The organism is Bacillus salacetis (assembly GCF_049177075.1).
Classification (GTDB): Bacteria; Bacillota; Bacilli; order Bacillales; family Bacillaceae_B; genus Rossellomorea; species Rossellomorea salacetis_A.
Genome location: NZ_CP185377.1, coordinates 2710001 through 2734577, shown reverse-complemented (window position 1 = coordinate 2734577; position 24577 = coordinate 2710001). Strand labels below are relative to the sequence as shown.

At 42.0% G+C, this 24577-nt stretch carries 28 protein-coding genes, 6 tRNA genes, 1 rRNA gene and 1 pseudogene (1 of these 36 only partly in view); 24 read left to right on the top strand and 12 right to left on the bottom strand.

All coding sequences use genetic code 11. From position 1 onward, the window contains the following. Positions 1-8 precede the first annotated feature (8 nt). Positions 9-152 (bottom strand): hypothetical protein, encoded by a 144-nt coding sequence (locus tag ACOJQI_RS14275; RefSeq protein ID WP_421378976.1) that lies wholly within the window; start codon positions 150-152, stop codon positions 9-11. 5 nt (positions 153-157) lie between these two features. Next, on the bottom strand, positions 158-286 hold the full coding sequence (locus ACOJQI_RS14270) for a hypothetical protein (protein ID WP_262372163.1): 129 nt from the start codon (positions 284-286) through the stop codon (positions 158-160). A 174-nt stretch (positions 287-460) separates the two neighbouring features. On the opposite strand from ACOJQI_RS14270, the gene deoD reads away from it, so the two are divergent. From deoD to ACOJQI_RS14240, 6 genes and pseudogenes are all read left to right on the top strand, one after another. Next, positions 461-1162 (top strand): purine-nucleoside phosphorylase, encoded by a 702-nt coding sequence (deoD, locus tag ACOJQI_RS14265; RefSeq protein WP_421378974.1) that lies wholly within the window; start codon positions 461-463, stop codon positions 1160-1162. Between the two features lie 397 nt (positions 1163-1559). After that, positions 1560-2246, top strand: a pseudogene (locus tag ACOJQI_RS14260) (M15 family metallopeptidase); the annotation flags it as partial. A gap of 132 nt (positions 2247-2378) precedes the next feature. Next, a complete protein-coding gene (locus tag ACOJQI_RS14255; protein ID WP_421378972.1) occupies positions 2379-2966 on the top strand; it encodes a YitT family protein in 588 nt (195 codons plus the stop codon). A gap of 161 nt (positions 2967-3127) precedes the next feature. Then, entirely contained in the window at positions 3128-4600 is a 1473-nt protein-coding gene (locus ACOJQI_RS14250; RefSeq protein WP_421378969.1) for a S41 family peptidase, read from the top strand. A gap of 141 nt (positions 4601-4741) precedes the next feature. Continuing rightward, on the top strand, positions 4742-5701 hold the full coding sequence (locus ACOJQI_RS14245) for an LCP family protein (protein WP_421378967.1): 960 nt from the start codon (positions 4742-4744) through the stop codon (positions 5699-5701). Between the two features lie 132 nt (positions 5702-5833). Further along, positions 5834-6766 (top strand): CobW family GTP-binding protein, encoded by a 933-nt coding sequence (locus ACOJQI_RS14240; RefSeq protein ID WP_421378965.1) that lies wholly within the window; start codon positions 5834-5836, stop codon positions 6764-6766. A gap of 55 nt (positions 6767-6821) precedes the next feature. Here the strand turns inward: ACOJQI_RS14240 and ACOJQI_RS14235 are convergent, their stop codons facing one another. The 5 genes from ACOJQI_RS14235 to ACOJQI_RS14215 all read right to left on the bottom strand — a co-directional run bounded on the left by ACOJQI_RS14235 (position 6822) and on the right by ACOJQI_RS14215 (position 8896). Further along, positions 6822-7037 (bottom strand): hypothetical protein, encoded by a 216-nt coding sequence (locus tag ACOJQI_RS14235; RefSeq protein ID WP_421378963.1) that lies wholly within the window; start codon positions 7035-7037, stop codon positions 6822-6824. Between the two features lie 19 nt (positions 7038-7056). Further along, positions 7057-7485 carry a spore coat protein gene (locus ACOJQI_RS14230; protein WP_421378961.1) on the bottom strand — a complete coding sequence of 143 codons (429 nt, stop codon included), beginning with the start codon at positions 7483-7485 and terminating at the stop codon, positions 7057-7059. A gap of 27 nt (positions 7486-7512) precedes the next feature. Then, the gene (locus ACOJQI_RS14225) at positions 7513-7986 is read right to left on the bottom strand and encodes a spore coat protein (protein WP_421378959.1); all 474 of its coding nucleotides are present in this window, start codon (positions 7984-7986) and stop codon (positions 7513-7515) included. A 187-nt stretch (positions 7987-8173) separates the two neighbouring features. Continuing rightward, on the bottom strand, positions 8174-8392 hold the full coding sequence (locus ACOJQI_RS14220) for a spore coat protein (RefSeq protein ID WP_421378957.1): 219 nt from the start codon (positions 8390-8392) through the stop codon (positions 8174-8176). A 264-nt stretch (positions 8393-8656) separates the two neighbouring features. After that, complete coding sequence (locus ACOJQI_RS14215; protein ID WP_421378955.1) at positions 8657-8896, bottom strand: DNA alkylation repair protein; 240 nt, start codon at positions 8894-8896, stop codon at positions 8657-8659. A gap of 83 nt (positions 8897-8979) precedes the next feature. On the opposite strand from ACOJQI_RS14215, the gene ACOJQI_RS14210 reads away from it, so the two are divergent. The 3 genes from ACOJQI_RS14210 to ACOJQI_RS14200 all read left to right on the top strand — a co-directional run bounded on the left by ACOJQI_RS14210 (position 8980) and on the right by ACOJQI_RS14200 (position 10958). After that, positions 8980-9258, top strand: coding sequence for a hypothetical protein (locus tag ACOJQI_RS14210; RefSeq protein WP_421378953.1), 279 nt, complete (start codon positions 8980-8982; stop codon positions 9256-9258). 286 nt (positions 9259-9544) lie between these two features. After that, positions 9545-10294 carry a CAP domain-containing protein gene (locus tag ACOJQI_RS14205; protein WP_421378950.1) on the top strand — a complete coding sequence of 250 codons (750 nt, stop codon included), beginning with the start codon at positions 9545-9547 and terminating at the stop codon, positions 10292-10294. A 151-nt stretch (positions 10295-10445) separates the two neighbouring features. Next, the gene (locus tag ACOJQI_RS14200; protein WP_421378948.1) at positions 10446-10958 is read left to right on the top strand and encodes a GNAT family N-acetyltransferase; all 513 of its coding nucleotides are present in this window, start codon (positions 10446-10448) and stop codon (positions 10956-10958) included. A gap of 32 nt (positions 10959-10990) precedes the next feature. Here ACOJQI_RS14200 and ACOJQI_RS14195 read toward each other — a convergent pair whose 3' ends face one another. Continuing rightward, the gene (locus ACOJQI_RS14195; protein ID WP_421378946.1) at positions 10991-12355 is read right to left on the bottom strand and encodes an MATE family efflux transporter; all 1365 of its coding nucleotides are present in this window, start codon (positions 12353-12355) and stop codon (positions 10991-10993) included. Between the two features lie 223 nt (positions 12356-12578). Between ACOJQI_RS14195 and ACOJQI_RS14190 the strand changes: the two genes are divergently transcribed. After that, positions 12579-13649 carry an undecaprenyldiphospho-muramoylpentapeptide beta-N-acetylglucosaminyltransferase gene (locus tag ACOJQI_RS14190; protein ID WP_421378944.1) on the top strand — a complete coding sequence of 357 codons (1071 nt, stop codon included), beginning with the start codon at positions 12579-12581 and terminating at the stop codon, positions 13647-13649. A gap of 58 nt (positions 13650-13707) precedes the next feature. Here ACOJQI_RS14190 and ACOJQI_RS14185 read toward each other — a convergent pair whose 3' ends face one another. The 4 genes from ACOJQI_RS14185 to ACOJQI_RS14170 all read right to left on the bottom strand — a co-directional run bounded on the left by ACOJQI_RS14185 (position 13708) and on the right by ACOJQI_RS14170 (position 17165). Then, positions 13708-14259, bottom strand: a complete 552-nt coding sequence (locus tag ACOJQI_RS14185) for a GNAT family N-acetyltransferase (protein WP_421378942.1) — start codon at positions 14257-14259, stop codon at positions 13708-13710. A 285-nt stretch (positions 14260-14544) separates the two neighbouring features. After that, a complete protein-coding gene (locus ACOJQI_RS14180; RefSeq protein WP_421378940.1) occupies positions 14545-15675 on the bottom strand; it encodes an amidohydrolase in 1131 nt (376 codons plus the stop codon). A 95-nt stretch (positions 15676-15770) separates the two neighbouring features. Then, on the bottom strand, positions 15771-16379 hold the full coding sequence (locus ACOJQI_RS14175) for a DedA family protein (protein WP_421378938.1): 609 nt from the start codon (positions 16377-16379) through the stop codon (positions 15771-15773). Positions 16380-16385: 6 nt separating this feature from the next. Continuing rightward, on the bottom strand, positions 16386-17165 hold the full coding sequence (locus ACOJQI_RS14170) for an undecaprenyl-diphosphate phosphatase (protein ID WP_421385476.1): 780 nt from the start codon (positions 17163-17165) through the stop codon (positions 16386-16388). A gap of 212 nt (positions 17166-17377) precedes the next feature. Here ACOJQI_RS14170 and ACOJQI_RS14165 point away from each other — a divergent pair, with 212 nt between their 5' ends. The 14 genes from ACOJQI_RS14165 to ACOJQI_RS14100 all read left to right on the top strand — a co-directional run. Beyond that, on the top strand, positions 17378-17704 hold the full coding sequence (locus ACOJQI_RS14165) for a DUF4870 domain-containing protein (protein ID WP_421378935.1): 327 nt from the start codon (positions 17378-17380) through the stop codon (positions 17702-17704). A gap of 155 nt (positions 17705-17859) precedes the next feature. Beyond that, positions 17860-18849 (top strand): helix-turn-helix transcriptional regulator, encoded by a 990-nt coding sequence (locus tag ACOJQI_RS14160; protein WP_421378933.1) that lies wholly within the window; start codon positions 17860-17862, stop codon positions 18847-18849. 135 nt (positions 18850-18984) lie between these two features. Further along, positions 18985-19200 carry a PLD nuclease N-terminal domain-containing protein gene (locus tag ACOJQI_RS14155; RefSeq protein WP_421378931.1) on the top strand — a complete coding sequence of 72 codons (216 nt, stop codon included), beginning with the start codon at positions 18985-18987 and terminating at the stop codon, positions 19198-19200. Then, positions 19197-20102 (top strand): ATP-binding cassette domain-containing protein, encoded by a 906-nt coding sequence (locus ACOJQI_RS14150; RefSeq protein ID WP_421378929.1) that lies wholly within the window; start codon positions 19197-19199, stop codon positions 20100-20102. The genes ACOJQI_RS14155 and ACOJQI_RS14150 overlap by 4 nt, the downstream gene beginning before the upstream one ends. After that, positions 20103-20879, top strand: coding sequence for an ABC transporter permease (locus ACOJQI_RS14145; protein ID WP_421378927.1), 777 nt, complete (start codon positions 20103-20105; stop codon positions 20877-20879). Between the two features lie 84 nt (positions 20880-20963). After that, complete coding sequence (locus ACOJQI_RS14140) at positions 20964-21815, top strand: GNAT family N-acetyltransferase (protein WP_421378925.1); 852 nt, start codon at positions 20964-20966, stop codon at positions 21813-21815. Positions 21816-21901: 86 nt separating this feature from the next. Beyond that, complete coding sequence (locus tag ACOJQI_RS14135; protein ID WP_421378923.1) at positions 21902-22780, top strand: patatin-like phospholipase family protein; 879 nt, start codon at positions 21902-21904, stop codon at positions 22778-22780. 251 nt (positions 22781-23031) lie between these two features. Next, positions 23032-23107 (top strand) — tRNA-Val (locus ACOJQI_RS14130). A 23-nt stretch (positions 23108-23130) separates the two neighbouring features. Beyond that, positions 23131-23215 (top strand) — tRNA-Leu (locus ACOJQI_RS14125). A gap of 5 nt (positions 23216-23220) precedes the next feature. After that, positions 23221-23295 (top strand) — tRNA-Gly (locus tag ACOJQI_RS14120). 24 nt (positions 23296-23319) lie between these two features. Beyond that, positions 23320-23396, top strand: a tRNA-Arg gene (locus tag ACOJQI_RS14115). A 7-nt stretch (positions 23397-23403) separates the two neighbouring features. Next, positions 23404-23480: transfer RNA gene (locus ACOJQI_RS14110), tRNA-Pro, on the top strand. Positions 23481-23492: 12 nt separating this feature from the next. Continuing rightward, positions 23493-23565 (top strand) — tRNA-Ala (locus ACOJQI_RS14105). 260 nt (positions 23566-23825) lie between these two features. Beyond that, positions 23826-24577, top strand: a 16S ribosomal RNA gene (locus ACOJQI_RS14100) (it continues 801 nt past the right edge of the window).

Sequence of the window (24577 nt, the reverse complement as noted above, 5' to 3'; positions counted from 1 at the left end):
TGACAATATTATTGATTATGTCCTGGCCCGTTCTTTCTTTTCCGGCCGGAATGTTCTTTATCATGAGCTTCGTGTTCGGCAATAATGCCTTCTGGGGGTATATGGTTATTTTTCTTAGGTGCATTAATTCGTGCCCGGTGTTTTTTTCCCAATGCAGTTACCTCCCGCTGTTGAATCTTTCTGTTTTAGAAGAGTTAGGCTGGTTTCTGGAACGTGAAGACGGATTCGTGCTGTTGGCATAATCCACTGCCTGACGAAGTTTTTTGCTCATTTTTTCTTTAGCCATAGTAATCCCTCCTTGTAGATTAGTTTAGCCACTTCGAAGTTGGTTATCCACGGTTTGAACTCGTTGCATGAATTGGTAAAAAAGCTTACAATGTTCATGCATAGCCTTAGGCAGTTGAAGAAAGCTAAGGTATAGCAGTTTGATACTTCATAAAAATTAACAGGAGGAATTTAAATGAGTATACATATTGGCGCAAAAGAAAATGAAATTGCTGAAACGGTCTTGCTTCCAGGAGATCCGCTTCGTGCGAAGTATATCGCTGAAACATTCTTGGAAGATCCGGTTTGTTATAACGAAGTAAGGAACATGTTCGGTTACACAGGTACTTACAAAGGGAAACGTGTTTCTGTACAAGGTACCGGAATGGGGGTACCTTCCATTTCCATTTATATCAATGAACTTATGCAGAGCTATAACGTGCAGAACCTGATCCGTGTAGGAACTTGCGGAGCAATCCAAAAGGATGTAAAGGTAAGGGATGTCATCCTTGCCATGAGTGCATCAACTGATAACCAAATGAACCGCCTGACATTCAACGGGATCGATTACGCTCCAACTGCAGACTTCTCTCTTTTAAAAAGGGCATATGATGCAGGTGAGGAAAAAGGCCTGAATTTGAAAGTAGGGAACGTTTTTACAGCGGATATGTTCTATAATGATAACGCTGAACATGAGAAGTGGGCACAGTATGGCATCCTTGCTTTGGAGATGGAAACATCTGCGCTTTATACTCTCGCTGCTAAATATGGCCGTAATGCACTATCTGTCTTAACTGTTTCCGACCATATCTTAACTGGTGAAGAAACATCAGCAGAAGAAAGACAGACAACATTCAATGATATGATTGAAGTTGCTCTTGAAGCAGCAATCAAATAAATCTGTCAAGCCCAGCCGCATCTTTCGGCGGGCTTTTTATTATTGCAAACTTTCCCTGAAGTTTTTTCAAAACCGGATTTTTTCACAAGAAAAGTTTACCGGCATTACAGATTCGTTTATAAGTGTTATTATGGTTTAGACAAAGATAGAGAAGGTGAAAGAAAAAATGAAGAAGTTATTCTTGGTTCCTGCGGCTGTGCTACTGCTTTCAGGCTGCCAGCAGGCAGAAGAATGGACAAAAGATTTATTTTCCTCCGACGACGAATCAGCTCAACAAGAGCAAGAGGCTCCTGATAATGACAGCGTTCAGGAGAAGGACACTGAAAATCAAAACGAAAACGGGGAAGTATCCCAAACACCGGATGATACTGACCAAGAAGCGGATCCGGGGAAAGAAGAATCTCCTGACAAAAATGATGAAGAGGCCGTGCCTCCTTCCATGCAGCTGGAATCCCAATTTTTCAACAATGTAAAAACGGTTGATGGGAAAAAGGTGATTACCAATCCGGAAAACACATTGGCTTTGGTCAACAAAGAGTATGGTTTGACTGGTGACTACAAACCTGCTGACCTGGTCAGGCCGGATGTCCCATTTGTGTTCGGCAGCCAGGATCTGGAAAAGGCGTATATTCGTGAAGAAGCAGCCAAGTCGCTTGAAGAAATGTTTGCTTCTGCCAAGGAAGCAGGCCAGTATTTGACAGCGATCTCAGGATATCGCTCCTATCAATATCAGGAAGCGCTTCTCCAAAGAGAAATTGCGCAGTTCGGGGAAGAAAAAGCCGTAAAAGCTGTGGCGCCTCCTGGGAACAGTGAGCATCAATCAGGGCTTGCGATGGATATATCAAGCAAGAGTAATGATTTCCAAGTAAGCATCCCATTCGAAAATACACCTGAAGGAAAGTGGCTGAAGGAAAATGCCCATAAGTTTGGTTTTATTTTAAGATATCCTAAAGGAAAAGAGGAAATAACGGGATACCAATATGAACCATGGCATTTCCGCTATGTAGGCAAAGAGGCCGCACAGGTCATTTTTGAAAACGACTGGACACTTGAAGAATACTTTGAAAATGTAAAGAAAATATAAATGGCCAGGACCTGAGAGGAATTCCTTTCAGGTCTTTCTTATGCCTTGGAAAGTGTAACTAAAACCGTTTCCCTTTACATATATCTTAATAAGAGGACATGCTTTGAAAGGCAGCTAATAGGGGGAAAGGCAATGGTTAAGGTTTACACACAGATTATCCTGGGTAGTCTCTTGGTGGCGATTGGAATAAACGCCTTTTTTGTTCCTCAGCATTTTTTAGACGGAGGAATGATTGGAATCGGTTTGATCAGCCATTATTGGCTTGATTTTAAGCCGGGTTTAACAATTGTGGTTCTTAGTATTCCTTTGTATATACTGGCTTTCTACTTTGACAGGAGCCTTTTTTACAAAAGCATACACGGACTTTGGCTTTCATCTTTGCTGATAGATATGCTTAAACCTTTATCAGAAAACATCGACCTGATTCCGGTGATGTCAGCGTTGGCCGGCGGGGTGTTTGTAGGGGTAGGAATCGGTCTGATGCTTCTTGCAGAAGCTGCAACCGGAGGTACAGACCTGCTGGCCCAGATTATCGGCAAAAGTACCGGCTGGAATGTCGGGCTCATCATTTTTGTCATTGATACCTTTGTTTTGCTTGGAGGCTTTACACTCATAGGGGCCTATTCATTCTTTCATTCACTGCTCGCTGTCAGTACTGTTGGTTTTTTTACAGCTCTTTTAACCCATAATAAGAACCGAAAGGGATATTCCTTTAGATAAATTTTAAAAACTGATAAAATGAGTAGGGTGTAACTCACCTTGCTGCCCGGTGATCGATCATGACCAGGCAGCCGGTATGAAAATAGTGTTCAGAATGAATGAAACATGCTATTCTAAGAAAAATATGCTAGCAAGACATGCAATGAAAGTGGTGATGGTTGATGGACAATGAGCAGCAACAGAACACAAATGAATCAAAAGAACAGAACACATCCGGATTCATACGAATACGAAAATTTCAATTTGTCATGTTGATATTCTTTTTGGTATTTGCAACCGCAGGAATTACGACTTTTGCGTTAGCTTTCGGAGACGAGAAAGCCGTGAATGTCGGTGTCCAGGAAAGAAGCGAATTCCAGAAGCTGTATGAAGCTTATGATGCTTTGAACAATGAATACTATAAGGATCTGAAGCAGGAAGACCTTGTTAACGGGGCGATTAACGGTATGCTTGAATCGCTGGAAGATCCTTATTCCGACTATATGAATCAAGAAGAAGCTAAGAGGTTTGAAGAGAGCATCACCTCATCATTTGAAGGGATAGGGGCTGAAATCCAAGAAAAGGATGGGCACATAACGATTGTCTCCCCAATCAAGGGATCCCCTGCTGAAAAGGCAGGCTTGCGTCCAAATGATAAAATTCTCGAAGTTGATGGAGAGAGTATCCAAGGTTTAAGTGTAACGGATGCTGTTCTGAAAATCAGAGGGGAAAAAGGTACAAAGGTGACCCTGACCGTACAGCGTCCCGGTGCAGATGAGCCGACAGAAGTGACGATTACAAGAGATGAAATACCGCTGGAAACTGTATATGCAGAGATGCTTGACAATGGAATAGCCAAGATCCAGATTACAAGCTTTTCAGATGATACTTATACAGAATTGACAAAAGCCCTTGAAGAGATGAAAGCGGAGGGTATGAAAGGTCTCATCATAGACGTTCGCCAAAATCCAGGTGGATTGTTAGATCAGGCAATTAAAATTTCTTCGCTGTTTGTCCCTGAAGGAGATGTCCTTCTTCAAGTGGAAGACAATGAAGGAAATAAAGAGAAGATTGTTGCAGAAGGCGGGCAGAAGGTGGATGTCCCGGTGACGGTCCTGATCGATAAAGGGAGTGCAAGTGCTTCCGAAATCCTGGCTGCAGCTGTAAGTGAATCAGCAGAAATTCCATTGGTTGGTGTGAACTCGTTCGGTAAAGGTACGGTGCAAACATCAGAAAGCTTTACGGACGGGTCAAATATGAAATTCACGACTGCTAAATGGCTGACACCAGAAGGTACATGGATTCACGAGAAAGGCATTAAACCTGATTACGATGTTTCGCTGCCTGCTTATGCAGAACTGCCATATATCAATCCAGATCAGGAATTAAAAGAATCCGACTTGTCCGATCAAGTAAAAGCTGCAGAAGAAATGTTGAAAGCAGCTGGTTATGACCCTGGAAAAGCAGACGGTTTCTATGATGAAAAGACAACAGAAGCTGTAAGGGCATTCCAAAAAGCGGAAGGACTCGAAGTGACAGGCACGCTTAATAGTGACAGCATTCTGAAGCTCATGGAAAACATGAGGAATTTAATTGAGAAGAATGACACACAAGTCAATAAAGCAGTTGAGATTCTCTCTGGAAAAATTCAATAAATGTTAAAAAACCGGTTTGCAGGCTTGATCTTGCAAGCCGGTTTTTTTGCTCTATGAAAAATTCATAAAGGTAATCTGGGTATAAACAGTATTCTTCTGGCTGAAAATGATAAAAACGAATGGGTCAAGAAGGTGATTTAATTGAAAACAGTCAGAAGGTTCATTCAAGTGGCCATCTGTTTTTTGATCATTCACAGTTGTGCAGATGACTGGATCAAACAAGAACTTGCCACTGATAATAAACAGGACATCAAAACGGAGAGCCTGAGTGAGAAATACATAAATAAAACGGACAATGGAGATGGGAAAGGGGAAAGCAGCAATTTATCCTCCAAAGGAAAACAGCCATTGAACGTGCTGGTTATAGGAACTGACCAGAGAGGGACCGAAGAGTCAAGAGCCGACACCATAATGGTTGCTCAATATAATCCTGGTGCTAAGACGGCCAAAGTCTTGTCAATTATGAGGGATTCTTATGTCTTCATTCCAGGCCATGGGAAAAGTAAAATCAACCATGCTTATGCTTGGGGAGGAGATGAGCTTTTAAGAGAAACAATCGAAGAAAACTTTCAAGTGCAGACCGACCATGTTGTTAAGATTAATTTCCGGGGGTTCGTCACTTTTGTAGATAAAATGCTGCCGCAAGGTATTGAAGTTGAAGTGCCGGCTGAAATGATCAATTATTGGAAATGGGATATGGAACCTGGAAAACAAGCCCTCAATGGTCAACAATTACTGAATTATGTGAGGTTTCGCAAGGATAGTGAAAATGATTTTGGGAGGGTCAAAAGGCAGCAGGAAGTGTTAGGGAAGTTTCAGGTGGCGCTGATGGAAAAACTGACCAGCGGTGAAGGGATCAAGACCGTTTCCTCTCTTATGAAGGAAGGGAAAAAGGCTGTTGAAACAGACATCGAATTAGGCGACCTTCTTCAGTTTGGCATGTCGACGATGATTAAGCCGGTTGAATCTTTTGATTCACTTCGGATACCTATCCAGGATTCCTACAGAAATGTCCTGACCAAAGAGGATGGACAGGTTTTGGAATTGGACGAAGAAGTCAATGCTGAAGCTGCAGCAAAATTCTTGGAAGTTAAATATTGAGTCTTATTAAATCAAGCAAAACTACCGACCTCCTTAGATGTGATCATTATACCAAAACCAGAGCAGAAGATTGTAATACTGTCTTTCTTGGACTAGAATGGGCTATGAAGGTACTTGAAAGGAAGATTAATTATGAAAAAAGATGTCTATCTGCTTTCTGGGTTTCTCGGAAGCGGGAAAACTACTTTGCTTAAAAATTTGATTGCCGCATTAAAAGATAAAGGTTTAAAGCCTGCTGTTTTAATGAATGAATTAGGCAGTGTTTCGATAGATTCACAGGAAGTTGAAGAGGGGACCCCTTTGAAAGAACTTCTTGATGGCTGTATCTGCTGTTCCATTCAAGACAAGTTGGAATCTCAGCTGCAAGAGCTTCTGTTTCAGGATGACTTTGATGTATTAGTGATTGAAACTACAGGAGCTGCCCATCCGGTAGAAGTGGTGGATGCCGTCATGTCCCCATTATTTGCAGACCGTTTTCATTTTAAAGGAATCATTACCGTGGTGGATGGTAAACAGTGGGTTTCAAGGGGAGCATACAGCCCGCAGGTTTTGCAATTGATGCGGGAGCAGATAAGGCATGCCCACCTGCTTGTTTTCAATAAAGAGGACTTATTATCCGAAATGGAGAAAGGAACCGCGCTGTTTGAAATTCAACAGATCAATCCAAATGCTAAGCTTCTCATTACCAATTACAGCAAGGTATCCCCTTCAGATTTGTTGAATTTAGAAGGGAAACATCAGTCTGGGGAAAGAAAGAAAAGTGCGATCGGGCACCAACTTAATCTAAGGGCGTATGTTCATACTTTTTCAGGTTCAGTGTCTCAAACAGGTTTTGAGGAATGGATGAAAACCTTGCCTGATACTATCTATCGCATGAAAGGGTATATTCCATTCAGCGGGCGGAAATATCCCTATATGTTTCAATATTCCTATGGGATGCCTCTGATTTTCCCTGAGAATATGAACCTGCCGAAAACACTAGTCATCATCGGTGAAGAACTGGATGAAAGTAAATTAAGGAATGAGTTAAAAGAATTAGAGGAGTCCAGTCCTAATTCGAATTGATACATTTCACAAATAAATCAAAGACCATCCTTTTGGGAAGGATGGTCTTTACTGGTTATCTCAGTTTATTAAGCAAGTCAGTCAGAGCAGCGTTATCTGATAAATTGAATTGTTTTTTCAAATTAGCATTCAGGGATTCCTGATTTTTCTTGAAATCTTCCTGCATTTTTTTTTGTGCCCTTTTTCTTTGCTGCTGAGACATCAGGTTTTCCATTAAACCTTTATTCATCTCCTGCAGCTGTTTGACTAGCTCATTACTCTCATTAGCCATATGGGGTGCCCTCCTTTAATTATAGTACGTCCAGTTTTACAACGATGGCCACAAGGATTTGAAGAAGAGCCTGGATATTTACTGCTAAGTCAGTATCTGTAGTAACTACTTTTACTTTCTTGGAATGCTCAACGATCGTTTTTTGCTTATTGCTTTGTTTTGTCTTGATGAATTGTTTGATATCCTGTGCTACCGCTTTGCCTTGATCAGAGTCACCGATAGTGATGCTGATGACAGCTGCGATGGCTGCCTGGATACCTAACTGAAGGGAAATTGCTGCCTGTGTATCAGTCGTGTGGACGTCTACACCCTCAGAATCTTTAATGATGATCCATTCGTAAGACCTTTGTTCATTCTTAACTGTTTGTTCGCCTTCTTGTTCGAAATCTGCACCGTCTTTTTTATCATCACAATGATGATCTAATGCTCTCCATTTTTTTTCTTCCATTTTTATTCACCTCTTTTTAATTTTTGATTATAGGACATCCAATTTAACTACTAACGCCACAAGAACCTGAAGCAATGCCTGGATATTAACCGCCAAGTCAGTGTCTGTAGTCGTGACATTAACATCTTTTGAATTATCAATATAGATTTTTTGGTAGTTTGTTTGTTCAGAATCGAACTTCTGGAAGATTTCCTGAGCAACAGCCTTTCCTTTGTCAGAATCCCCTACAGTAATGCTGACTACCAGTGCAATGGCCAATTGCAGACCGACTTGAAGAGAAACTGCCGCTTGAGTATCTGTAGTTTGAACACATACGTTGCAAGAGTTTCTGATCCAGATCAGTTCATCTGATTCCTGATCATTTAATGAAATTTGAGTTCCATCCTGGAGAAGAAGAGCATCGTCTTTTTGGTCGTAATGGCATTGTTCACCATATCCATAACTGTCCCCATGATCATCTCCATGGTGGTAGTTATTGTTGTAACTGTAATTCTTGTTCATTATTTAACACTCCTTTTTTTTTGGTATGCTATATAGTATTGTTCTCTTGTCCTCATGGAGTGTGCACATTGCCTGAATCAAACAACCATTTTTCTGGTTTTCATGATTTTAAGAGATTCATCCATAAAATAAAAAGTCGCCTTTATAGGCAACTTCATAGAAGACTAATAGAATACTAGTCATAGTATTATTTCTCAGTTTTTTTATCACTTGAATTAACGAAAGAATCAACCTGGCCGCTTAGATCTTGCACCATATCTTTAATCCATTTTTTTTGATCATCTGATAACTTTCCTTTTACTTCGGCTTCTTTCACTCCATTTTTTCGGAAGATATCACTGATCAATAAATCTACAACTGAAGAAGGGATTGGTTTTGCCTGTTTTTTTGAAAATTCATCACTCATTAGAATTGCCTCCTTTTTGAATTCATGCTACTAACATATGCATTCAGGCAAGTAAGGACACTATGCATGCCCCAATATATCAGCCCTTTTTAAAAATGGACGAGGTAAGAGGTAAGTGAAATATAGGAGGTTTTTTTTCTCGAACTGTGTGTCATGCAGCCATGGAGCAGGATTTACTGGCTTGTAGTGTTATGGGAAATCAAATTGAAGGGGAACAAGAGCAGCCTCAGGAAAAGGGAAACAAAAAAAGAAAGCTAAAGAAGATTAGCTTTCTCCGAATTTCTTGAATGTCCTTTCGTCTTCAACCAGTCCGCAAGCACCGCATTGCACCTTGTATTCAGGTCCTTTATATGGAATATGGAAAGGATCGAGGTTATTGCTCTCATACTGCTGGATGACTTCTCCAGATTGCGGATCAAGTTTCACACTCTGTGGAACCTGCTGTATAATGTTGAAGCGAGATCGATTTGTTTTACAATTGGGACATCTGTAAGGACTGTTCATTGAAATACCACCACCCTTTCGTATTTATGATTAGTATGAGAAAAATAAACTGGAAATATGTATATAGTGAAAAGGGGAGTAGAATGGAAACCAACTACGAAGAATTATTGAACATCTATAAGAGAATTTGGAACCATAGAGATCTTCAATCCAAAGAGAAAGAAGCAGCCGTTATCGTAAAAGAAGCAGTGCTGAGAGAGCTGAAAGATGAAAACAGCCATCCCCGTGTGCGAAAATCCAAAGAAATAAAATACTACTTTGCAGTAAAGAGAATCATGGAATCCTCTTTATCGATTGAGGAAAAGTACAACCTCATTGGATTTTACACTGAGCAAATGGAAGAGTTACGGACGAATCTATAGAATTTAACGAATGAAACTTTAATGTTATTTTTGAAACGATGCATATGGGTATGAAAAGCTGTCAATGTTCTAAACCTGGTAGTTAAAAGAATTCACTGCAAAATAATCCAAAAATGTATATTTGTGAAAAAAGAGCGGAATCCAATGATAATAAGTGTTTTGCTCTTTTTGTTTGTAAATTTAAGGAAATACCCGGCGCTCTTACAGTTTAACCACAATTATGACAAAGAATCCGATGATATGATGATTGTGCAACACAGCAACCACATTTCAGAGGAGGAACATCATGAATACAAAAAAGAAAATGATCGTATCAGCAGCAACTGCTTTTACATTAATGGCTGCTCCATTCTTCAATAATGCAGAAGCTGCCAGCAACAACCAAATTCAAACACAAACAAAGGTTTATTCCTATCAATTTTCTGGAAACCATGATGAACTCAATAAGTGGATTCAGGATGTAATGTCAAAATATAATATAAATTGGAACTATCAGCAAAAAGCAGAACAGCCGGTTCAAGAACAACCAGTTCAAGAACAGCCTGCACCTGCAGAAACACCTGAAGTACAAGCACCGGCACCAGAAAGCACTACTCCTGCAGCATCGCAGCAGCCAACGGCAGAAGAAAAGAAAACAACGGAAGCTGCCAGCGGTACACTCAGTCAATATGAAAGACAAGTTGTTGAACTGACTAACCAGGAAAGAGCTAAAAATGGTCTTCCGGCTCTTAAGATTGATACAGAGTTAAGCAAAGTAGCCCGTGAGAAATCCAATGATATGCAAGCTAAAAATTACTTCTCTCACACAAGCCCGACATATGGTTCTCCATTCGATATGATGAAACAGTTTGGAATTGATTACCGTGCGGCGGGTGAAAATATTGCCATGGGTCAGCCTACACCTGAAGACGTGGTGAAAGCATGGATGAATAGTGAAGGACATCGTAAAAATATTTTAAGCAGCAACTTCACCCACATTGGTGTCGGCCATAATGCTAACGGGAACTATTGGACTCAAATGTTTATTGGTAAATAATATAATCACTCTAAGGAAAGCCTGAACATAGGCTTTCCTTTTTTTATGGTTTTTTAAAGCTGGAAAAGCCGTCCTGATTGAACTAAAAAAACTTTAATGGTAACTTGAGAAACAGAAAATGGATTCAGATCGAAAAAAGGAGTGAATTCCAATGTCCTATTCTATCCGCAAAGGGAACAAGGAAGATGTAGAAGATATAATGAAAATGGTCAGAAAAACAGTGGAAATCATGAAAAGCGAGAATATTGATCAATGGACGGATGAGTATCCTCTGGCAGACGATTTTTCAAGAGATGCAGATTATGGCTCATTATATGTCGCTGTTGATGAGGATGATAATGTGGCTGGAAGTATTACCATTGACCAGAGAGAACCGGATGAGTATGGTACCTCACAGTGGAGGAAGGAAGGGCCTGCCTATTTATTTCACAGGCTCGTCGTTGATCCGGAGGTCCGCGGAAAAGGGATTGCTTCACTTCTGATAAGTCACACAGAAGAAACGGCAAAAGAACATAATGTCTATTATATCAGGACGGATACATATTCACTCAACAAAAAAGCGCAGGCACTTTTTAAAAAGAATGGTTTTATACAAACAGGTGAGATTCAATTCATGGGGAAGGAGAATCCTTTTTATACATTTGATAAAATCCTTGAACACTGAAAAAAGACAGATCCGACTGGACCTGTCTTTTTTTATGCTGAAGTTTTAATTTTTAATTTTGTCTTTCTCTGAACAATTTTAAGGCGCCAGGAAAGTGTAATGGCCCCTGCGGTCAAACCGGAAATAAGCCCGATCCAGTATCCATACGGCCCGAATTCAGTGAACTTTGCCAAACAATATCCAAGGGGAAGGCCAATGATCCAATAAGATATCAAAGCCATGATAAAAGTTATATTAACATCTTTATATCCCCTGAGGGCTCCCTGGACAGGTGCTTGGACCGCATCCGAAAGCTGGAAGAATACCGCATAGAGCAGGAAGTGAACTATCAGCTCGCTAACCTGGGGGTTATCTGTATAAAGGATGGAAATAGGCTCCCTGAACAGAAGCAGGACCACACCATAGATAACCGCAAGGATGACTGCAGTGAAGATTCCCATTAAACTGTAGGTCTTTGCATCCTCAAGTCTCTTTGCTCCCACCTCAAACCCCACCACAATTGTCAATCCCATGGATATACTCAAAGGAATCATGTAAAGGAAAGAAGCGAAATTAATTGCGGCTGTGTGGGCAGCTATGATATTGGTACTGTATTCACTCATGAAGAGGGTGACAGCTGAAAAGATACTTACTTCAAAGAAAATGGAAAGCCCGATTGGGACACCGATAAGCAAGATGTCCTTCCACTTGGCAATTGATATCGCAAACCACTTTCCAAAAACATTGTATTTCCTCAGTGGATAATGCTGGTGGATGACAAGTGCCGCTATCAGGGTGATCAGCCAGTAAGTGATGGAAGAAGCGACTCCTGCTCCGACTCCTCCAAGCTGTGGGAATCCAAACTTACCGAAAATAAGCACATAATTGAAAAATATATTAATCGGTAATGAAGTTAATGTGACGTACATAGTAATACGGGTCATCCCAAGGGCATCAATAAATGAACGGAGCACATTGTACACGAACACAGGGATTACACCGAATGCCAGTGCAATCAAGTAATTCTTCGCAACCAACCTGACAGAATCCTCGAGTTTCATATTATTAAGGATGGGATCGAGGAAGAAGACACCGGCTAGGATGACAATTACAGCAAGAAAAACTGCTGCATATACACCTTGTATAACGGAAAAAGCTACATCTTTATGCCGCTCTCCACCAACCAATTGGGCAACAATGGGGGTGATGGCAAGCAGTATCCCGCTTAAACCGGTAAATACGGGAACCCATAAGGATGAACCGATGGCCACTCCCGCGAGGTCAGTGGAAGAAAACTTCCCGGACATCATCGTATCGAAAAAGCTCATGCTGAACATCCCTAACTGTGTGACAAGGATGGGTACCAGCACGATAAGAAATTGTGCGAATTTTTCTTTCAAAGTCGTGGTTTGTCTCATTGTTTTCAGCCTCACAAAAAAAAATTAAAACATATTTAAAAAGCAAATAGTAATGAACCAATGAATTATATCATAATTGTTTCCTGATTAGGGTAAAGAAGAATCAGAACAGGGATTTTCCGCTCGAAAGCGGGAATCATCCATGTTAATATATATTTTTGATAATGTTTAGAAAAATACTGTGTATAATGGTAAAGGATACTTAATGGATAGGAGCTTTAGGATGAGCAAACATATACTTTTTACCGGCGGCGGATCTGCCGGGCATGTCACCGTTAATGCGGCCCTTATCCCTTTTTTCAAAAAGCAGGGATGGAAAGTGTCATACATAGGATCGAAGGACGGGATAGAGAATGAAATCATAACAGAACAGTTTCCTGATATTCCATATCACGGAATTTCAAGCGGAAAACTGCGCAGGTATTTCTCATGGAAAAACTTTTCCGATCCATTCAGGGTAATGAAAGGCCTTATGGAAGCTTTGACGATTATTAGAAAGACCAAGCCAGATGTCATTTTTTCAAAAGGCGGTTTCGTATCGGTTCCTGTCGTCATGGCTGCAAAGATGACAGGGATTCCGACTGCCATCCATGAATCGGATTTCACTCCTGGACTTGCAAATAAACTTGCTGTCCCATTTGCAACGAAAATTTTCACGACGTTCCCCGAAACCTTGAACAGCATGCCGTCTGACAAATCTATTTGTGCAGGCGCCATCATCCGGGAAGAACTGTTTTCAGGAGATAAAGCAGAAGGGAAGAGATTGACTGGGTTCTATGAGGATAAACCGGTTTTGATGATCATGGGCGGCAGTCTCGGATCAAGAAAAATCAATGAAGCGGTCAGAAAGAACTTACAAGAATTATTGGGGAAATATCAAATTATCCATCTATGCGGAAAGGGAAACTTAGATCCTTCTTTGGAGCAAAAGGGATATAAGCAGTACGAATATGTAACAACCGAGCTTCCGCATTTTCTCGATCTGACAGACTATGTTATTTCAAGGGCAGGTTCAAACTCCATCTTTGAATTCTTAGCACTAAAGATACCGATGCTGCTGATTCCGCTTTCCCGCGAAGCAAGCAGGGGCGACCAAATCATCAATGCGGATTCTTTCGTTAAACAGGGAATTGCCATCAAGCTTGAAGAGGAAGAGTTAACCCCGGCCACCTTCAAACAAAAACTGGATGAGCTTGAACAAAACAGCGGCAATATGATCACAGCAATGGAAAAAAATAAATCCTCATATACCATTGAGGACATGTTCAACGAACTTTCGCGATTGTCGAAATAAAAAAAGACTAATAACAAACAAAAAGCTCTGGTTCCAATCAGGAAACCCAGAGCTTTTCTTATGCCTCCAATGCCTGCTCTTCTTCTTGAGGAGTGCTGTAGAGGTGCATTGTATATAGATCTTTTGGAATTTCGTATAAATCGTAAATATCCCCATCTGCATTCAATTGTTCGTAGATGGATGGCCTTAATTCATTCGCCTTGATAACATAAGGCAGTTTTTCAGCTGCTTTTTGTGACCGGATGTTAACTTTTCGAATTCTCATAAAGACGGTTTCCATTCCCAGCTCATAGAATAGCTCATGGAAAAAAGCATCTTTAGCAGGTTTGTTGTACCCTTTGCCATGGTATGGTTTGCCGATCCAGGTTCCAAGGAAACCTGCTCCGTTTTCGATGTCAAACAGGTTGATGGTACCGATCGGGTTGCTCCATTCATCCACAATGGTACGTGAAATTAGTTCTCCGCGCTCTTCGGCTTCAATTGTACTTTTCGTCAAAAACAGAAATTCCTCATAGGAATGGGCTTTGTGACGCACAAAAGGGAAGACCTCTGGATGCACCATCAAATCAAACAGAACATGACAGTCCTGAAATTCGCGTTTCTTGATCATTAATATCCCTCCATGAGGGCAGTCTTTTAGCGTAAGACTCCACCCTCGAAATTTTTCATAAAATACATAAAAAATTTCGGGGTGGGAATCGAACCCACTAAGACCAGTCAAGAAACTGGTGGCGCACCATTTGCCTTCCCTCCATTACATAAGCCAATATATATTCAGATTGCTCGGCTAGTGAACAATATAATGGAATATATCATCTGTTCGTATCATACTAGAAAAAAACATAAAATGAAATAGGTTTTTCGTTAATTTTTTATGAAAAAATCCACCAATTTTCTACAAATTTTTGAACGCGGCCTCACCGTTCACTAAAGTCAGGACAGGTTTCGCCATAAAATGAAACGGATGCTCGCTCCAAAGCACCAAGTCGGCATCCTTTCCCTCTTCGACACTGCCAAGACGATGGTCGACACCAAGGTTCCTTGCAGGATTAATGGTAATGCCTTCTAGTGCTTTTTCCGGATCCCATCCTTCTCTGACTGCTATGGCTGCACACATATTCAGATACTGGACAGGAGTGTAGGGGTGGTCGGTGGTGATGGATACCTCGACCCCATTATTAGACAACTCCTGATACGTCTGCCAGCCTTTATTTTTTAATTCCACTTTAGACCGGCGTGTAAAAGTAGGGCCAACGCAAACTTTTAATGACAAATCACGAAGTTCCTTGGCTATAAGATGGCCCTCGGTGCAATGCTCGATTCTTAAATCCAAATCGAATTCCTGAGCAAAGCGGACTGCAGAAAGGATATCATCGGCACGATGGGCATGTACCCTGACAGGGATTTCCCTTTTCAGTGCCATTACGAGGGGGGCAACCCGGAGTTCTTCAGGTTGATCACAGTACTTGGCGTTGAAGAAGGCTTCCCTCAGCATACCCATGATCCCCATACGTGTAATGGATTCATTATTGCCGTTGCTGTGTATCCTTTTCGGATTCTCTCCAAGGGCCAGCTTCAGCCCGGACGTTTCACGGACAAGCATAGAAGCAATATTCTTGCCGAATGTTTTGATAACGGCAGTTGTGCCGCCGATTACATTGGCGCTTCCTGGCATGACATTAACTGTCGTAACACCGTACTTAAGTGCATCTTGGAACCCTGGATCCAGTGGATAAACTCCATCGAAGGCTCGTATATGGGGTGTCATTGGTTCAATGGTTTCATTGGCGTCGTTTCCTGCCCAGCCGGTCCCTTCGTCATAGAGTCCGAGATGGGTATGGACATCGATGAAACCTGGAAGAAGGTGTCTTCCCTCACAGTCGATCACTTTCGCATCTGGCAGACCCTCAATCTCATGCGCTGATACTTTTTTTATTTTTCCTTTCTCTATCCACACATGCCCGTTTGGAATGACACCAGAAGTGATGGTATAAACTACAGCATTTTTCAAGATAAGATTTTGCATGACTTCATTTCCTTTACTATAGTGGCATTAAAACAATCAGCCAATTGATAATATTGTATACAATGGCAGGTTTAATTTGAAGTCAGAAAAAGTTCCTATTTATTCTTTTGATTCCCTCTCCATAACTGCACTGCAAAGTAAAGAGCGATTCCTGAGCAGGCAAAGAATGCGATGGGCTTGATGTATTGGCCGCCTATGACTTCGATTTGCTCCCAATGATCTCCAAGCTCCATGCCAATCAGAAGAAACAGGACGGTCCAAGGAATCATTGCTGTGAAAGTATAGAGGAAGAATAAAGAAAACTTCATCTTTCCTATCCCAGCCGGAATTGATATGGCGTGGCGTACGACCGGGATGAATCGTGCCGAAAAAATGACAAAAGTGCCATACCTGCTGAACCAGTCTTCGGAGGCTTGAAGGTGCTTTTCACTGATAAGGAGGTATCTCCCCCATTTCTCAAAGAACGGTCTTCCGCCATAAAGGCCCAGCCAATATAAAAACAGCTGTGCCACAGTGCCGCCGATGACACCTGAAACAAGGGCGCCCAGGAAGTGCAGCTTATCTTCAGAGACCAGGAAGCCACCATAACTTAATACAAGTTCACTGGGGATCACTTCAATCATCAATCCAAAAGCAATCCCTAGGTATCCCCATTCAGAAAGGAGCTGAAGTAAATCAAGTATCCATTCGTTTCCCACTGCCATCCCTCCTTAAAATATCCCCGCCCATTGGAGCATCAGTATGAGGATGCCAAGACCCCAAACATAATAGGAAAAGATTTTTAGTGAACGATTCTTCAGGAAATTAATCATGGCAACGATGGCAATATAACCGAAAACAGCCGAAGCTGCTGTGCCAACCATCAATGCGGAGAGAGAAACGGCTTCAACATGGCCGGTAAACAGGTCTTTTCCCTTGATGATCAATCCTCCGAGAATGGCTGGCGTTGAGAGAAGAAATGAAAAGTATGCAGCTGTCTGACGGTCAAGTTTGCGGAACAGACCTGCTGCGATGGTCAATCCAGACCTGGAGAGGGCGGGAAAAATGGCAGCCGCTTGAAAGCTTCCAATGACAAAGGCATCAGTATAAGATAAGTCCTCAAGTTTTTTGTATCCATCCTTGACCCCATCGGCAATATACATGATCAGCCCGGTAATTAGAAATTCCCAGCCGATTGTACTGCCTGTTGTGGAAATCCTGTCAAAATAATCTTCAAAAGAAAAACCGATAATGACAGCAGGAATTGTGCCGATTACGAGGATGAAGCTGAGTTTGCTGAAAGGGTGGCGGATCATATGGAGCAATTCCTTTTGGTAAACAACAAGAACAGCAAGCAGTGTTCCCAAGTGCAGCATGGTATCGAGGAAGAGACCGGCTTCCTCCAGTCCAAAGGCTTTACGCCCTATATAAAGGTGGCCTGTACTGGAAATCGGCAAAAATTCAGTCAGCCCTTGAATCATCCCCAATATAAGGGCTTCCAACTTTGACATCATATTATTTCATCCTTCCTGGACAAGGTTTCTATTAACATATATTCAAAAAATCAGGAAGAAGACCATCCCTTTACCCCTTTAAAGCGATGGGGGACAGTCCCCCGCCGCTTTAAAGCGTTGAAGTGAAACTTATAAATAACTTGAAACTTTTCACATCGGCGTTCGTATAGATAGATAGAAAACAATCTTTGATCCGGGGAGGTATACTGTTGGAATCAACAAAAGATGAAAGACTATTAGCTGCATTCATTTACATTATCAGTTTTTTCACCGCTTTTATCGGTCCGTTAGTGATCTGGCTTATCAAGAAAGATGAATCGGAGTATATTGACCACCATGGAAAGGAATATATGAACTTTCTTATCTCATATTTTGTATACGGACTTGTCAGTACTTTGCTGATGGTCGTCCTGGTTGGATTCATTCTGGCACCGATTGTCGGCCTGCTTGCCTTCATCTTTACCATACTGGGAGCCATCAAGGCATATGAAGGGGAATGCTACCGCATACCGACCGTCTTCCGAATTATCAAATAACCTATACTTTATTGGTGTAACGCATTACCTCACCGGGGGACAGTCCCCCGGTGCTTTAAAGCGGTAAGGAACCGGCTGTACTTCAGTGCAGCCGGTTATCCTGTTTTCCGGTAATAACGTTCCAAATTTGCTAGAATATAAGTGAGGTGAATAGAGTGGACCGTGTAAATAATAAGGAACGACTGCTGAAGTTGATGGAGATATTAAGAGAGAAGACTGATGAAGATCATGAATTATCTTTCGAAGAGTTGTCAACCCAATTTAAGCTTTCATACGGGACGGAAATGAAGCTTAACAAGAATTCCTTGAAGGATGATATCGAACATCTGATTCAATCGGGATTTGATGTCACAATCAATCAAGTGAAAGAGGGACTGCCGAAATACTACAGTCACCAGTACCGCCTATTCGAACTTTATGAATTAAGGATGTTGATCGATGCAGTCGTTTCCGCCCGTTTTATCACAAAAGATGAAACAAAGAACTTAATTCGCAAAATAAAAAGACTGACAAGCATCCATCAGGCAAAATTGCTCCAAAATGAAATATTGATTGATTCCTCCGTCAAGAGTGAAAGCCCGATGGTCAGACTCACCATCCATGAACTCCATCAGGCCATTGCAGAGAAAAAGGTCATCACCTTTCAATACGGCAGATATAATGTGGACAAGCAGTTCACCCTGAGCCGCAGTGGTGGGAGGTACCGTGTGAAACCTCTGGCACTGACATGGACGAATGACTTTTATTATCTTATCGCCTTTTTTATGGAAGCGGATGAAATCCGTCACTACCGCATCGACCGGTTGAGGAATGTAGAAGTGACTAAAGAAACTTTCACTTTTGAACCTTTTGATGTAAGCAGGTATGTTCAATCGACTTTCCACATGTTTGCCGGGTCGGAAGAATGGATCAAAGTCCGTTTTAAGAATGAATTGATCAATGTCATGCTTGATAAATTCGGTAAAGATGTCGATATCCAAAAAATTGATGAAGAACATTTTATCCTGACTACGAAAGCAAGAGACAGTGAAGGGCTGGCAAGCTGGATTTTAAACTGGGGAAGCCAGGCCAAAGTGATTTCTCCCCCTTCACTGGCAGAAAAAATCAAAACTGAAATAGAAAAGATGAATGAGATATATAAATGATTGAAAGCGGCCCTGCACACAGGTAAGGGGCTGCTTTTTTTGTTGCAGAAAAAAATTTATAAAAATAATGAACGGAATTTAAACTTCTTCGTATTATCATCGAGAAAGCAAAAAGGAACAAAGGGAGGAATTAAAATGGCAGAATTACAACAAGCTTTGGGATCAATTAACTGGGGGTTGATTGCTCCTTTAATTATCATTCAATTCATTCTGATGATTACCGCACTGGTGGATGTAATACGAATAAAGGATACAAATGGACCTAAATGGCTTTGGGTGCTCCTCATCCTTTTCGTCAACATTATCGGACCGATTATCTACTTTGTAATCGGAAGGAGACAAAATGGATGAACGTCATTACAGTGAAAGATCTTCAGAAAAAATATAAAGAGAAGCTGGCAGTGGATAAATTGAACTTCCATCTTGAAGAAGGCAAGTGTACGGCTTTGCTGGGGCCAAACGGAGCAGGCAAAACGACAACAATCAAAATGCTGGCCGGTTTAATCACCCCTTCTTCCGGAAGCGTTTCCTCAGAGCTGCTTCCCCACACACGGGATCTGCGCTCACTGATAGGGTATCTGCCTCAATATCCGTCTTTCTTTGAATGGATGACAGCTGAAGAGTATATGGTGTTTTCAGGTGAAGTGGCAGGCATGGGGAGAACTGAAGCAAGGAAGCGCACGGATGAACTCCTTGATCTTGTCGGTCTTGAAGATGCGAAAAAAAGAAAGGTCGGTCAATTTTCCGGTGGAATGAAACAAAGACTGGGTATTGCTCAAGCGCTCATCCATCGTCCAAAACTGATTATGCTGGATGAACCGGTATCAGCCCTTGATCCATTCGGAAGACGGGAAGTTTTGGAGCTGATGGGGAAGCTGAAACATGAAACGACGATATTGTTCTCTACCCATATACTGAATGATGCAGAAGAGATCTGCGATGATATACTGTTTCTTCACAGCGGCAAACTCGTTGAAAACGGTACATTGAGAGAAATTAAAAATAAATATAAAGAGGACATGCTGACAGTCCGATTCGATGAAAAAGCAGAGAATCATATAAAGCACTTTATGAACCTGCCATCAATTCAAGGGTATAAAATAAATGGCGACCTTATACGCCTGGAAGTGAGAGATGTAAATGCAGCCAGAGATGAAGTGTTAAAGGCTGCTGTTGAGAACAATATTCCAGTGAACAAATTTGAAACAAGCGAGAGCAGTCTCGAAGACATATTCATGAAGGTGGTGAGATAATTGAAACAATTCGTCGTGCTTTTGAAAAAGGAACTTCTTGAATCCAGGCGCAATTTTAAATGGATGTGGATGCCGATCGTTTTCATTCTTTTCGGTATAACAGAACCGTTGACTGCTTATTACATGCCGGACATTTTGGATGCAGTTGGAAATCTTCCGGAGGGAGCGGTCATTGAGATTCCGCCGCCAACATCGGAAGAAGTGCTTCTTTCGACGATCGGTCAATACAGCATGATGGGAGTGCTTGTGATTGTATTGGGGTTCATGGGGACAGTTGCAGGTGAAAGAAAAAACGGGAGCGCATCCCTCGTGCTGGTAAAGCCGGTGTCTTACCATAGCTACATTCTATCGAAATGGGCTGCAGCAATGATTCTTGTGTGGATCTCCTATATATTAGGTATGCTCTCAAGCTGGTATTATATCAATATCTTATTCGAAAACATTTCTGCAGAATCTTTCCTTAAAGCATTGGTGACTTATGGTTTCTGGCTTTCCTTTGTTGTCACATTGACGGTATTTTTCAGCAGCCTTACCTCTTCTCCAGGGGTTGCCGCATTCTCGGCCATTGCTGTATCGATCTTTCTCTCATTCCTTTCAGGAACTTTTTCAAATCAGCTGGAGTGGTTTCCCTCCCAGTTGTCCAGCTATACAGCAGAAATTCTGATGGAAGGGAAATGGTCCGGCGATTTGACGATGACAATTGCAGCCACAGTGGTACTTATCATCATTCTTATCGCGACATCCCCGGTATTGTTCAAAAAACGAGAGTTATCATAGGAAAAAGAGATTTTTTGTAGAATATAGAAAAGAAATAAGACCGGTTCTATTGAAGAATCGGTTTTTTGTATAGGGGGAATCTTGGTGGAAACATATTATTTGACTGATAAAGTAAAACAGTTAATCAGCAATGCAGAGGAAATCAGTGATGGGCCGGTTGAACCGATTGACCTCTTTCTTGGTGCTGCTCTCGTAAAGAAAGGTACATTATTAGAGATGTACCTCATGTTAGAAGATGACTTACACGATCTCCTTGTTTTAAATAGAAGCAGGGAAGAGGTAAGTGTCCCGCATAAAGACTTTTCCTTAACAGTTGCGAAACGAGTGGAGCGCATTTGGGACAGGGCATTGGAAATCATGAAAAACTATAACCAGATTTACCTGAATGAGGGGCACGTCCTCAAAGCATTTTATCAACTATGGTCTGCAGAAGAGCAAGAATTCCTAAAGGGTCTTCCGCATGGGAGAATTAGAGAATCCGTAACCACAGCCCGCGATCTGCTTGTATCCATGAATACATATTCCAATAAGGAAATCCCAAATCCCGGCGTTACTATCAAAAGAGCGGCAGCAGGTGATGAACAACGGCTAGTGGACTTTGCCGCCGAACATTTTGGCGAGGGTTGGACAAAGACACTTAAGAATGGGTTTCACCAAGAGGAGATTCCCATATTTCTGGCCTGGAAATCTGAAAAGCTCATTGGTTTCTCCTCCTATGATATTTACCTCAATCAAAAGGGGATCTATGGTCCAATGGGAGTGATAAAAGAAGAAAGAAAGAACAGGCTGGGAAGTATCCTTCTTCACGAAGCTCTTTCTGATATGAAGCGGAAAGGTTACGCCTATATTGTTTTAGGGGAGGCCGGCCCGATTGAGTACTATGAAAAAGAATGCGGGGCAATGCTGATTCCCTTCAGCTCGCCACAAGCCGATTAATACACTTCCGTTCATTTTTGTGAGACAATAATTAGGTGATTCATTTATATATATTTAAGGAATTAATATAAAGAAGGTGAAGTCTCATGCTTTTTGAACAATCCGGTCTTGTTCTGGAAGGCGGAGGGATGAGAGGAGTATACACTGCTGGTGTACTGGAATATCTTTTGGAAAATGACATTGAATTTCCTTATGTCATCGGGGTCTCAGCGGGAGCGTGTATTGCTGCCTCTTTCTTGTCGAAACAAAAAGGGCGAAATAAAAAGGTGAATATTGGATTTGCAGGAAATCCAAGATATCTCTCCTGGAGAAATTATATTAAAAATCGGGAACTGTTTGGAATGGACTTTGTTTTCAATGAAATTCCGAATAAGATTGTGCCATATGATTTTAGTGCTTTTCAACAAAATCAGTCCGAGTTTGTCATCGGTACAACCGACTGCCATACTGGTGAGCCCGTATATCATTACAGAAGAGATTACGGAAACGATGTCCTTACGCCGATCCGTGCTTCCAGTTCGCTTCCTTTTGTTGCCCCGGTTGTGGAATTCCAGTCCCGCCATTTACTTGATGGTGGAATAAGCGACCCGATCCCGGTGAAGAGAGCTGAATTTGATGGATTCAAAAAGAATGTCGTAGTCCTGACCCGGAATAAAGGGTATAAAAAAAGTCCATCCAGATTTAATTATCTTATCAAACGGAAATATCCTCAATATCCTGGTTTGCGTCAAGCCATGATGAACAGATACAACCTTTATAATGAGACGGTTGATTACCTGGAAAGGGAAGAAGAAAAAGGCAGCGTCTTTATCATACGTCCTCAACTTCCTTTAAAAGTGGGAAGGGTTGAACGCAATCCCAAAAAACTTGAAGAACTTTATAATCAAGGTTATTCCGATGCCCGATCACAATTTGAGAAACTCCTTTCATGGAAAGAATCTCAATCTCAGCTTGTAAGGTTCTAAAGGTTGAAATTAGATCCTCAATATCGATGGATATTGAGGATCTTTTAAGTAAAAAAATACCTGTTGAAAGGATCTTTATAAAAGTGGTATCTTTATATTCTTCCTCAACAAAAGAGTGAAGCGTTTGAAAAGAATTGAATTTTTCTTTTTCGAAAAAGAAGTTGACTTCCGCGAAAGCGGGTGATATACTATTTCTTGTCGCTGCAACAATGATTGAAAGATAGTTGGTTGTTGTGAGTCATTATAATATTGGAGGATTAGCTCAGCTGGGAGAGCATCTGCCTTACAAGCAGAGGGTCGGCGGTTCGATCCCGTCATCCTCCACCATTTTTTCAACTTAAGCAGAATATGCGGGTGTGGCGGAATTGGCAGACGCACCAGACTTAGGATCTGGCGCCGCAAGGCGTGGGGGTTCGACTCCCTTCACCCGCACCATTTTTGCGGAAGTAGTTCAGTGGTAGAACACCACCTTGCCAAGGTGGGGGTCGCGGGTTCGAATCCCGTCTTCCGCTCCATTGCATCTTCATGATTATTACATTGCGCCCGTAGCTCAATTGGATAGAGCGTTTGACTACGGATCAAAAGGTTAGGGGTTCGACTCCTCTCGGGCGCGCCATTCATTTCGGGGAGTAGCTCAGCTTGGTAGAGCACTTGGTTTGGGACCAAGGGGTCGCAGGTTCAAATCCTGTCTTCCCGACCATTAGAATTATATGGGGCCTTAGCTCAGCTGGGAGAGCGCCTGCTTTGCACGCAGGAGGTCAGCGGTTCGATCCCGCTAGGCTCCACTTAGTTTTTTACAAAGCAAAGCGAAGTAAATGAACATCATTAATGTTACTAAGCAAAGCGAGTAAATAAACTTCATTAAAAAACATATTGACACATTATTTTAAAAGTGTTAATATATAAAAGCTGCTCTTGAGAGCACTTGAAGATTGAACCTTGAAAACTGAACAAAACAAGACAAAACGTCAACGTTAATTCTAGTAAGAACCTAGTTCTTATAAAGTTGCTAATACTATAATTAGCAAATGAGCAAGTCAAACTTCTATCGGAGAGTTTGATCCTGGCTCAGGACGAACGCTGGCGGCGTGCCTAATACATGCAAGTCGAGCGGACTTTAAGAAACTTTGTTTCTTCTTAGTCAGCGGCGGACGGGTGAGTAACACGTGGGTAACCTGCCTGTAAGACTGGGATAACTCCGGGAAACCGGGGCTAATACCGGATAGTTCTTTTCCCCGCATGGGGGAGAGTGGAAAGGCGGCTTCGGCTGCCACTTACAGATGGACCCGCGGCGCATTAGCTAGTTGGTGAGGTAACGGCTCACCAAGGCGACGATGCGTAGCCGACCTGAGAGGGTGATCGGCCACACTGGGACTGAGACACGGCCCAGACTCCTACGGGAGGCAGCAGTAGGGAATCTTCCGCAATGGACGAAAGTCTGACGGAGCAACGCCGCGTGAGTGATGAAGGTTTTCGGATCGTAAAGCTCTGTTGTTAGGGAAGAACAAGTGCCGTTCGAATAGGGCGGCACCTTGACGGTACCTAACCAGAAAGCCACGGCTAACTACGTGCCAGCAGCCGCGGTAATACGTAGGTGGCAAGCGTTGTCCGGAATTATTGGGCGTAAAGCGCGCGCAGGCGGTCTCTTAAGTCTGATGTGAAAGCCCACGGCTCAACCGTGGAGGGTCATTGGAAACTGGGGGACTTGAGTGCAGAAGAGGAAAGTGGAATTCCACGTGTAGCGGTGAAATGCGTAGATATGTGGAGGAACACCAGTGGCGAAGGCGACTTTCTGGT

What these genes read in the sequence shown, in the direction of transcription:
- ACOJQI_RS14270 (WP_262372163.1), bottom strand. Translation starts at nt 286, where the DNA reads ATGGCTAAAGAAAAAATGAGCAAAAAACTTCGTCAGGCAGTGGATTAT.
- deoD (WP_421378974.1), top strand. Translation starts at nt 461, where the DNA reads ATGAGTATACATATTGGCGCAAAAGAAAATGAAATTGCTGAAACGGTC.
- ACOJQI_RS14255 (WP_421378972.1), top strand. Translation starts at nt 2,379, where the DNA reads ATGGTTAAGGTTTACACACAGATTATCCTGGGTAGTCTCTTGGTGGCG.
- ACOJQI_RS14250 (WP_421378969.1), top strand. Translation starts at nt 3,128, where the DNA reads ATGGACAATGAGCAGCAACAGAACACAAATGAATCAAAAGAACAGAAC.
- ACOJQI_RS14240 (WP_421378965.1), top strand. Translation starts at nt 5,834, where the DNA reads ATGAAAAAAGATGTCTATCTGCTTTCTGGGTTTCTCGGAAGCGGGAAA.
- ACOJQI_RS14235 (WP_421378963.1), bottom strand. Translation starts at nt 7,037, where the DNA reads ATGGCTAATGAGAGTAATGAGCTAGTCAAACAGCTGCAGGAGATGAAT.
- ACOJQI_RS14230 (WP_421378961.1), bottom strand. Translation starts at nt 7,485, where the DNA reads ATGGAAGAAAAAAAATGGAGAGCATTAGATCATCATTGTGATGATAAA.
- ACOJQI_RS14225 (WP_421378959.1), bottom strand. Translation starts at nt 7,986, where the DNA reads ATGAACAAGAATTACAGTTACAACAATAACTACCACCATGGAGATGAT.
- ACOJQI_RS14220 (WP_421378957.1), bottom strand. Translation starts at nt 8,392, where the DNA reads ATGAGTGATGAATTTTCAAAAAAACAGGCAAAACCAATCCCTTCTTCA.
- ACOJQI_RS14215 (WP_421378955.1), bottom strand. Translation starts at nt 8,896, where the DNA reads ATGAACAGTCCTTACAGATGTCCCAATTGTAAAACAAATCGATCTCGC.
- ACOJQI_RS14210 (WP_421378953.1), top strand. Translation starts at nt 8,980, where the DNA reads ATGGAAACCAACTACGAAGAATTATTGAACATCTATAAGAGAATTTGG.
- ACOJQI_RS14205 (WP_421378950.1), top strand. Translation starts at nt 9,545, where the DNA reads ATGAATACAAAAAAGAAAATGATCGTATCAGCAGCAACTGCTTTTACA.
- ACOJQI_RS14200 (WP_421378948.1), top strand. Translation starts at nt 10,446, where the DNA reads ATGTCCTATTCTATCCGCAAAGGGAACAAGGAAGATGTAGAAGATATA.
- ACOJQI_RS14195 (WP_421378946.1), bottom strand. Translation starts at nt 12,355, where the DNA reads ATGAGACAAACCACGACTTTGAAAGAAAAATTCGCACAATTTCTTATC.
- ACOJQI_RS14190 (WP_421378944.1), top strand. Translation starts at nt 12,579, where the DNA reads ATGAGCAAACATATACTTTTTACCGGCGGCGGATCTGCCGGGCATGTC.
- ACOJQI_RS14185 (WP_421378942.1), bottom strand. Translation starts at nt 14,259, where the DNA reads ATGATCAAGAAACGCGAATTTCAGGACTGTCATGTTCTGTTTGATTTG.
- ACOJQI_RS14180 (WP_421378940.1), bottom strand. Translation starts at nt 15,675, where the DNA reads ATGCAAAATCTTATCTTGAAAAATGCTGTAGTTTATACCATCACTTCT.
- ACOJQI_RS14175 (WP_421378938.1), bottom strand. Translation starts at nt 16,379, where the DNA reads ATGGCAGTGGGAAACGAATGGATACTTGATTTACTTCAGCTCCTTTCT.
- ACOJQI_RS14170 (WP_421385476.1), bottom strand. Translation starts at nt 17,165, where the DNA reads ATGTCAAAGTTGGAAGCCCTTATATTGGGGATGATTCAAGGGCTGACT.
- ACOJQI_RS14155 (WP_421378931.1), top strand. Translation starts at nt 18,985, where the DNA reads ATGGCAGAATTACAACAAGCTTTGGGATCAATTAACTGGGGGTTGATT.
- ACOJQI_RS14150 (WP_421378929.1), top strand. Translation starts at nt 19,197, where the DNA reads ATGAACGTCATTACAGTGAAAGATCTTCAGAAAAAATATAAAGAGAAG.
- ACOJQI_RS14135 (WP_421378923.1), top strand. Translation starts at nt 21,902, where the DNA reads ATGCTTTTTGAACAATCCGGTCTTGTTCTGGAAGGCGGAGGGATGAGA.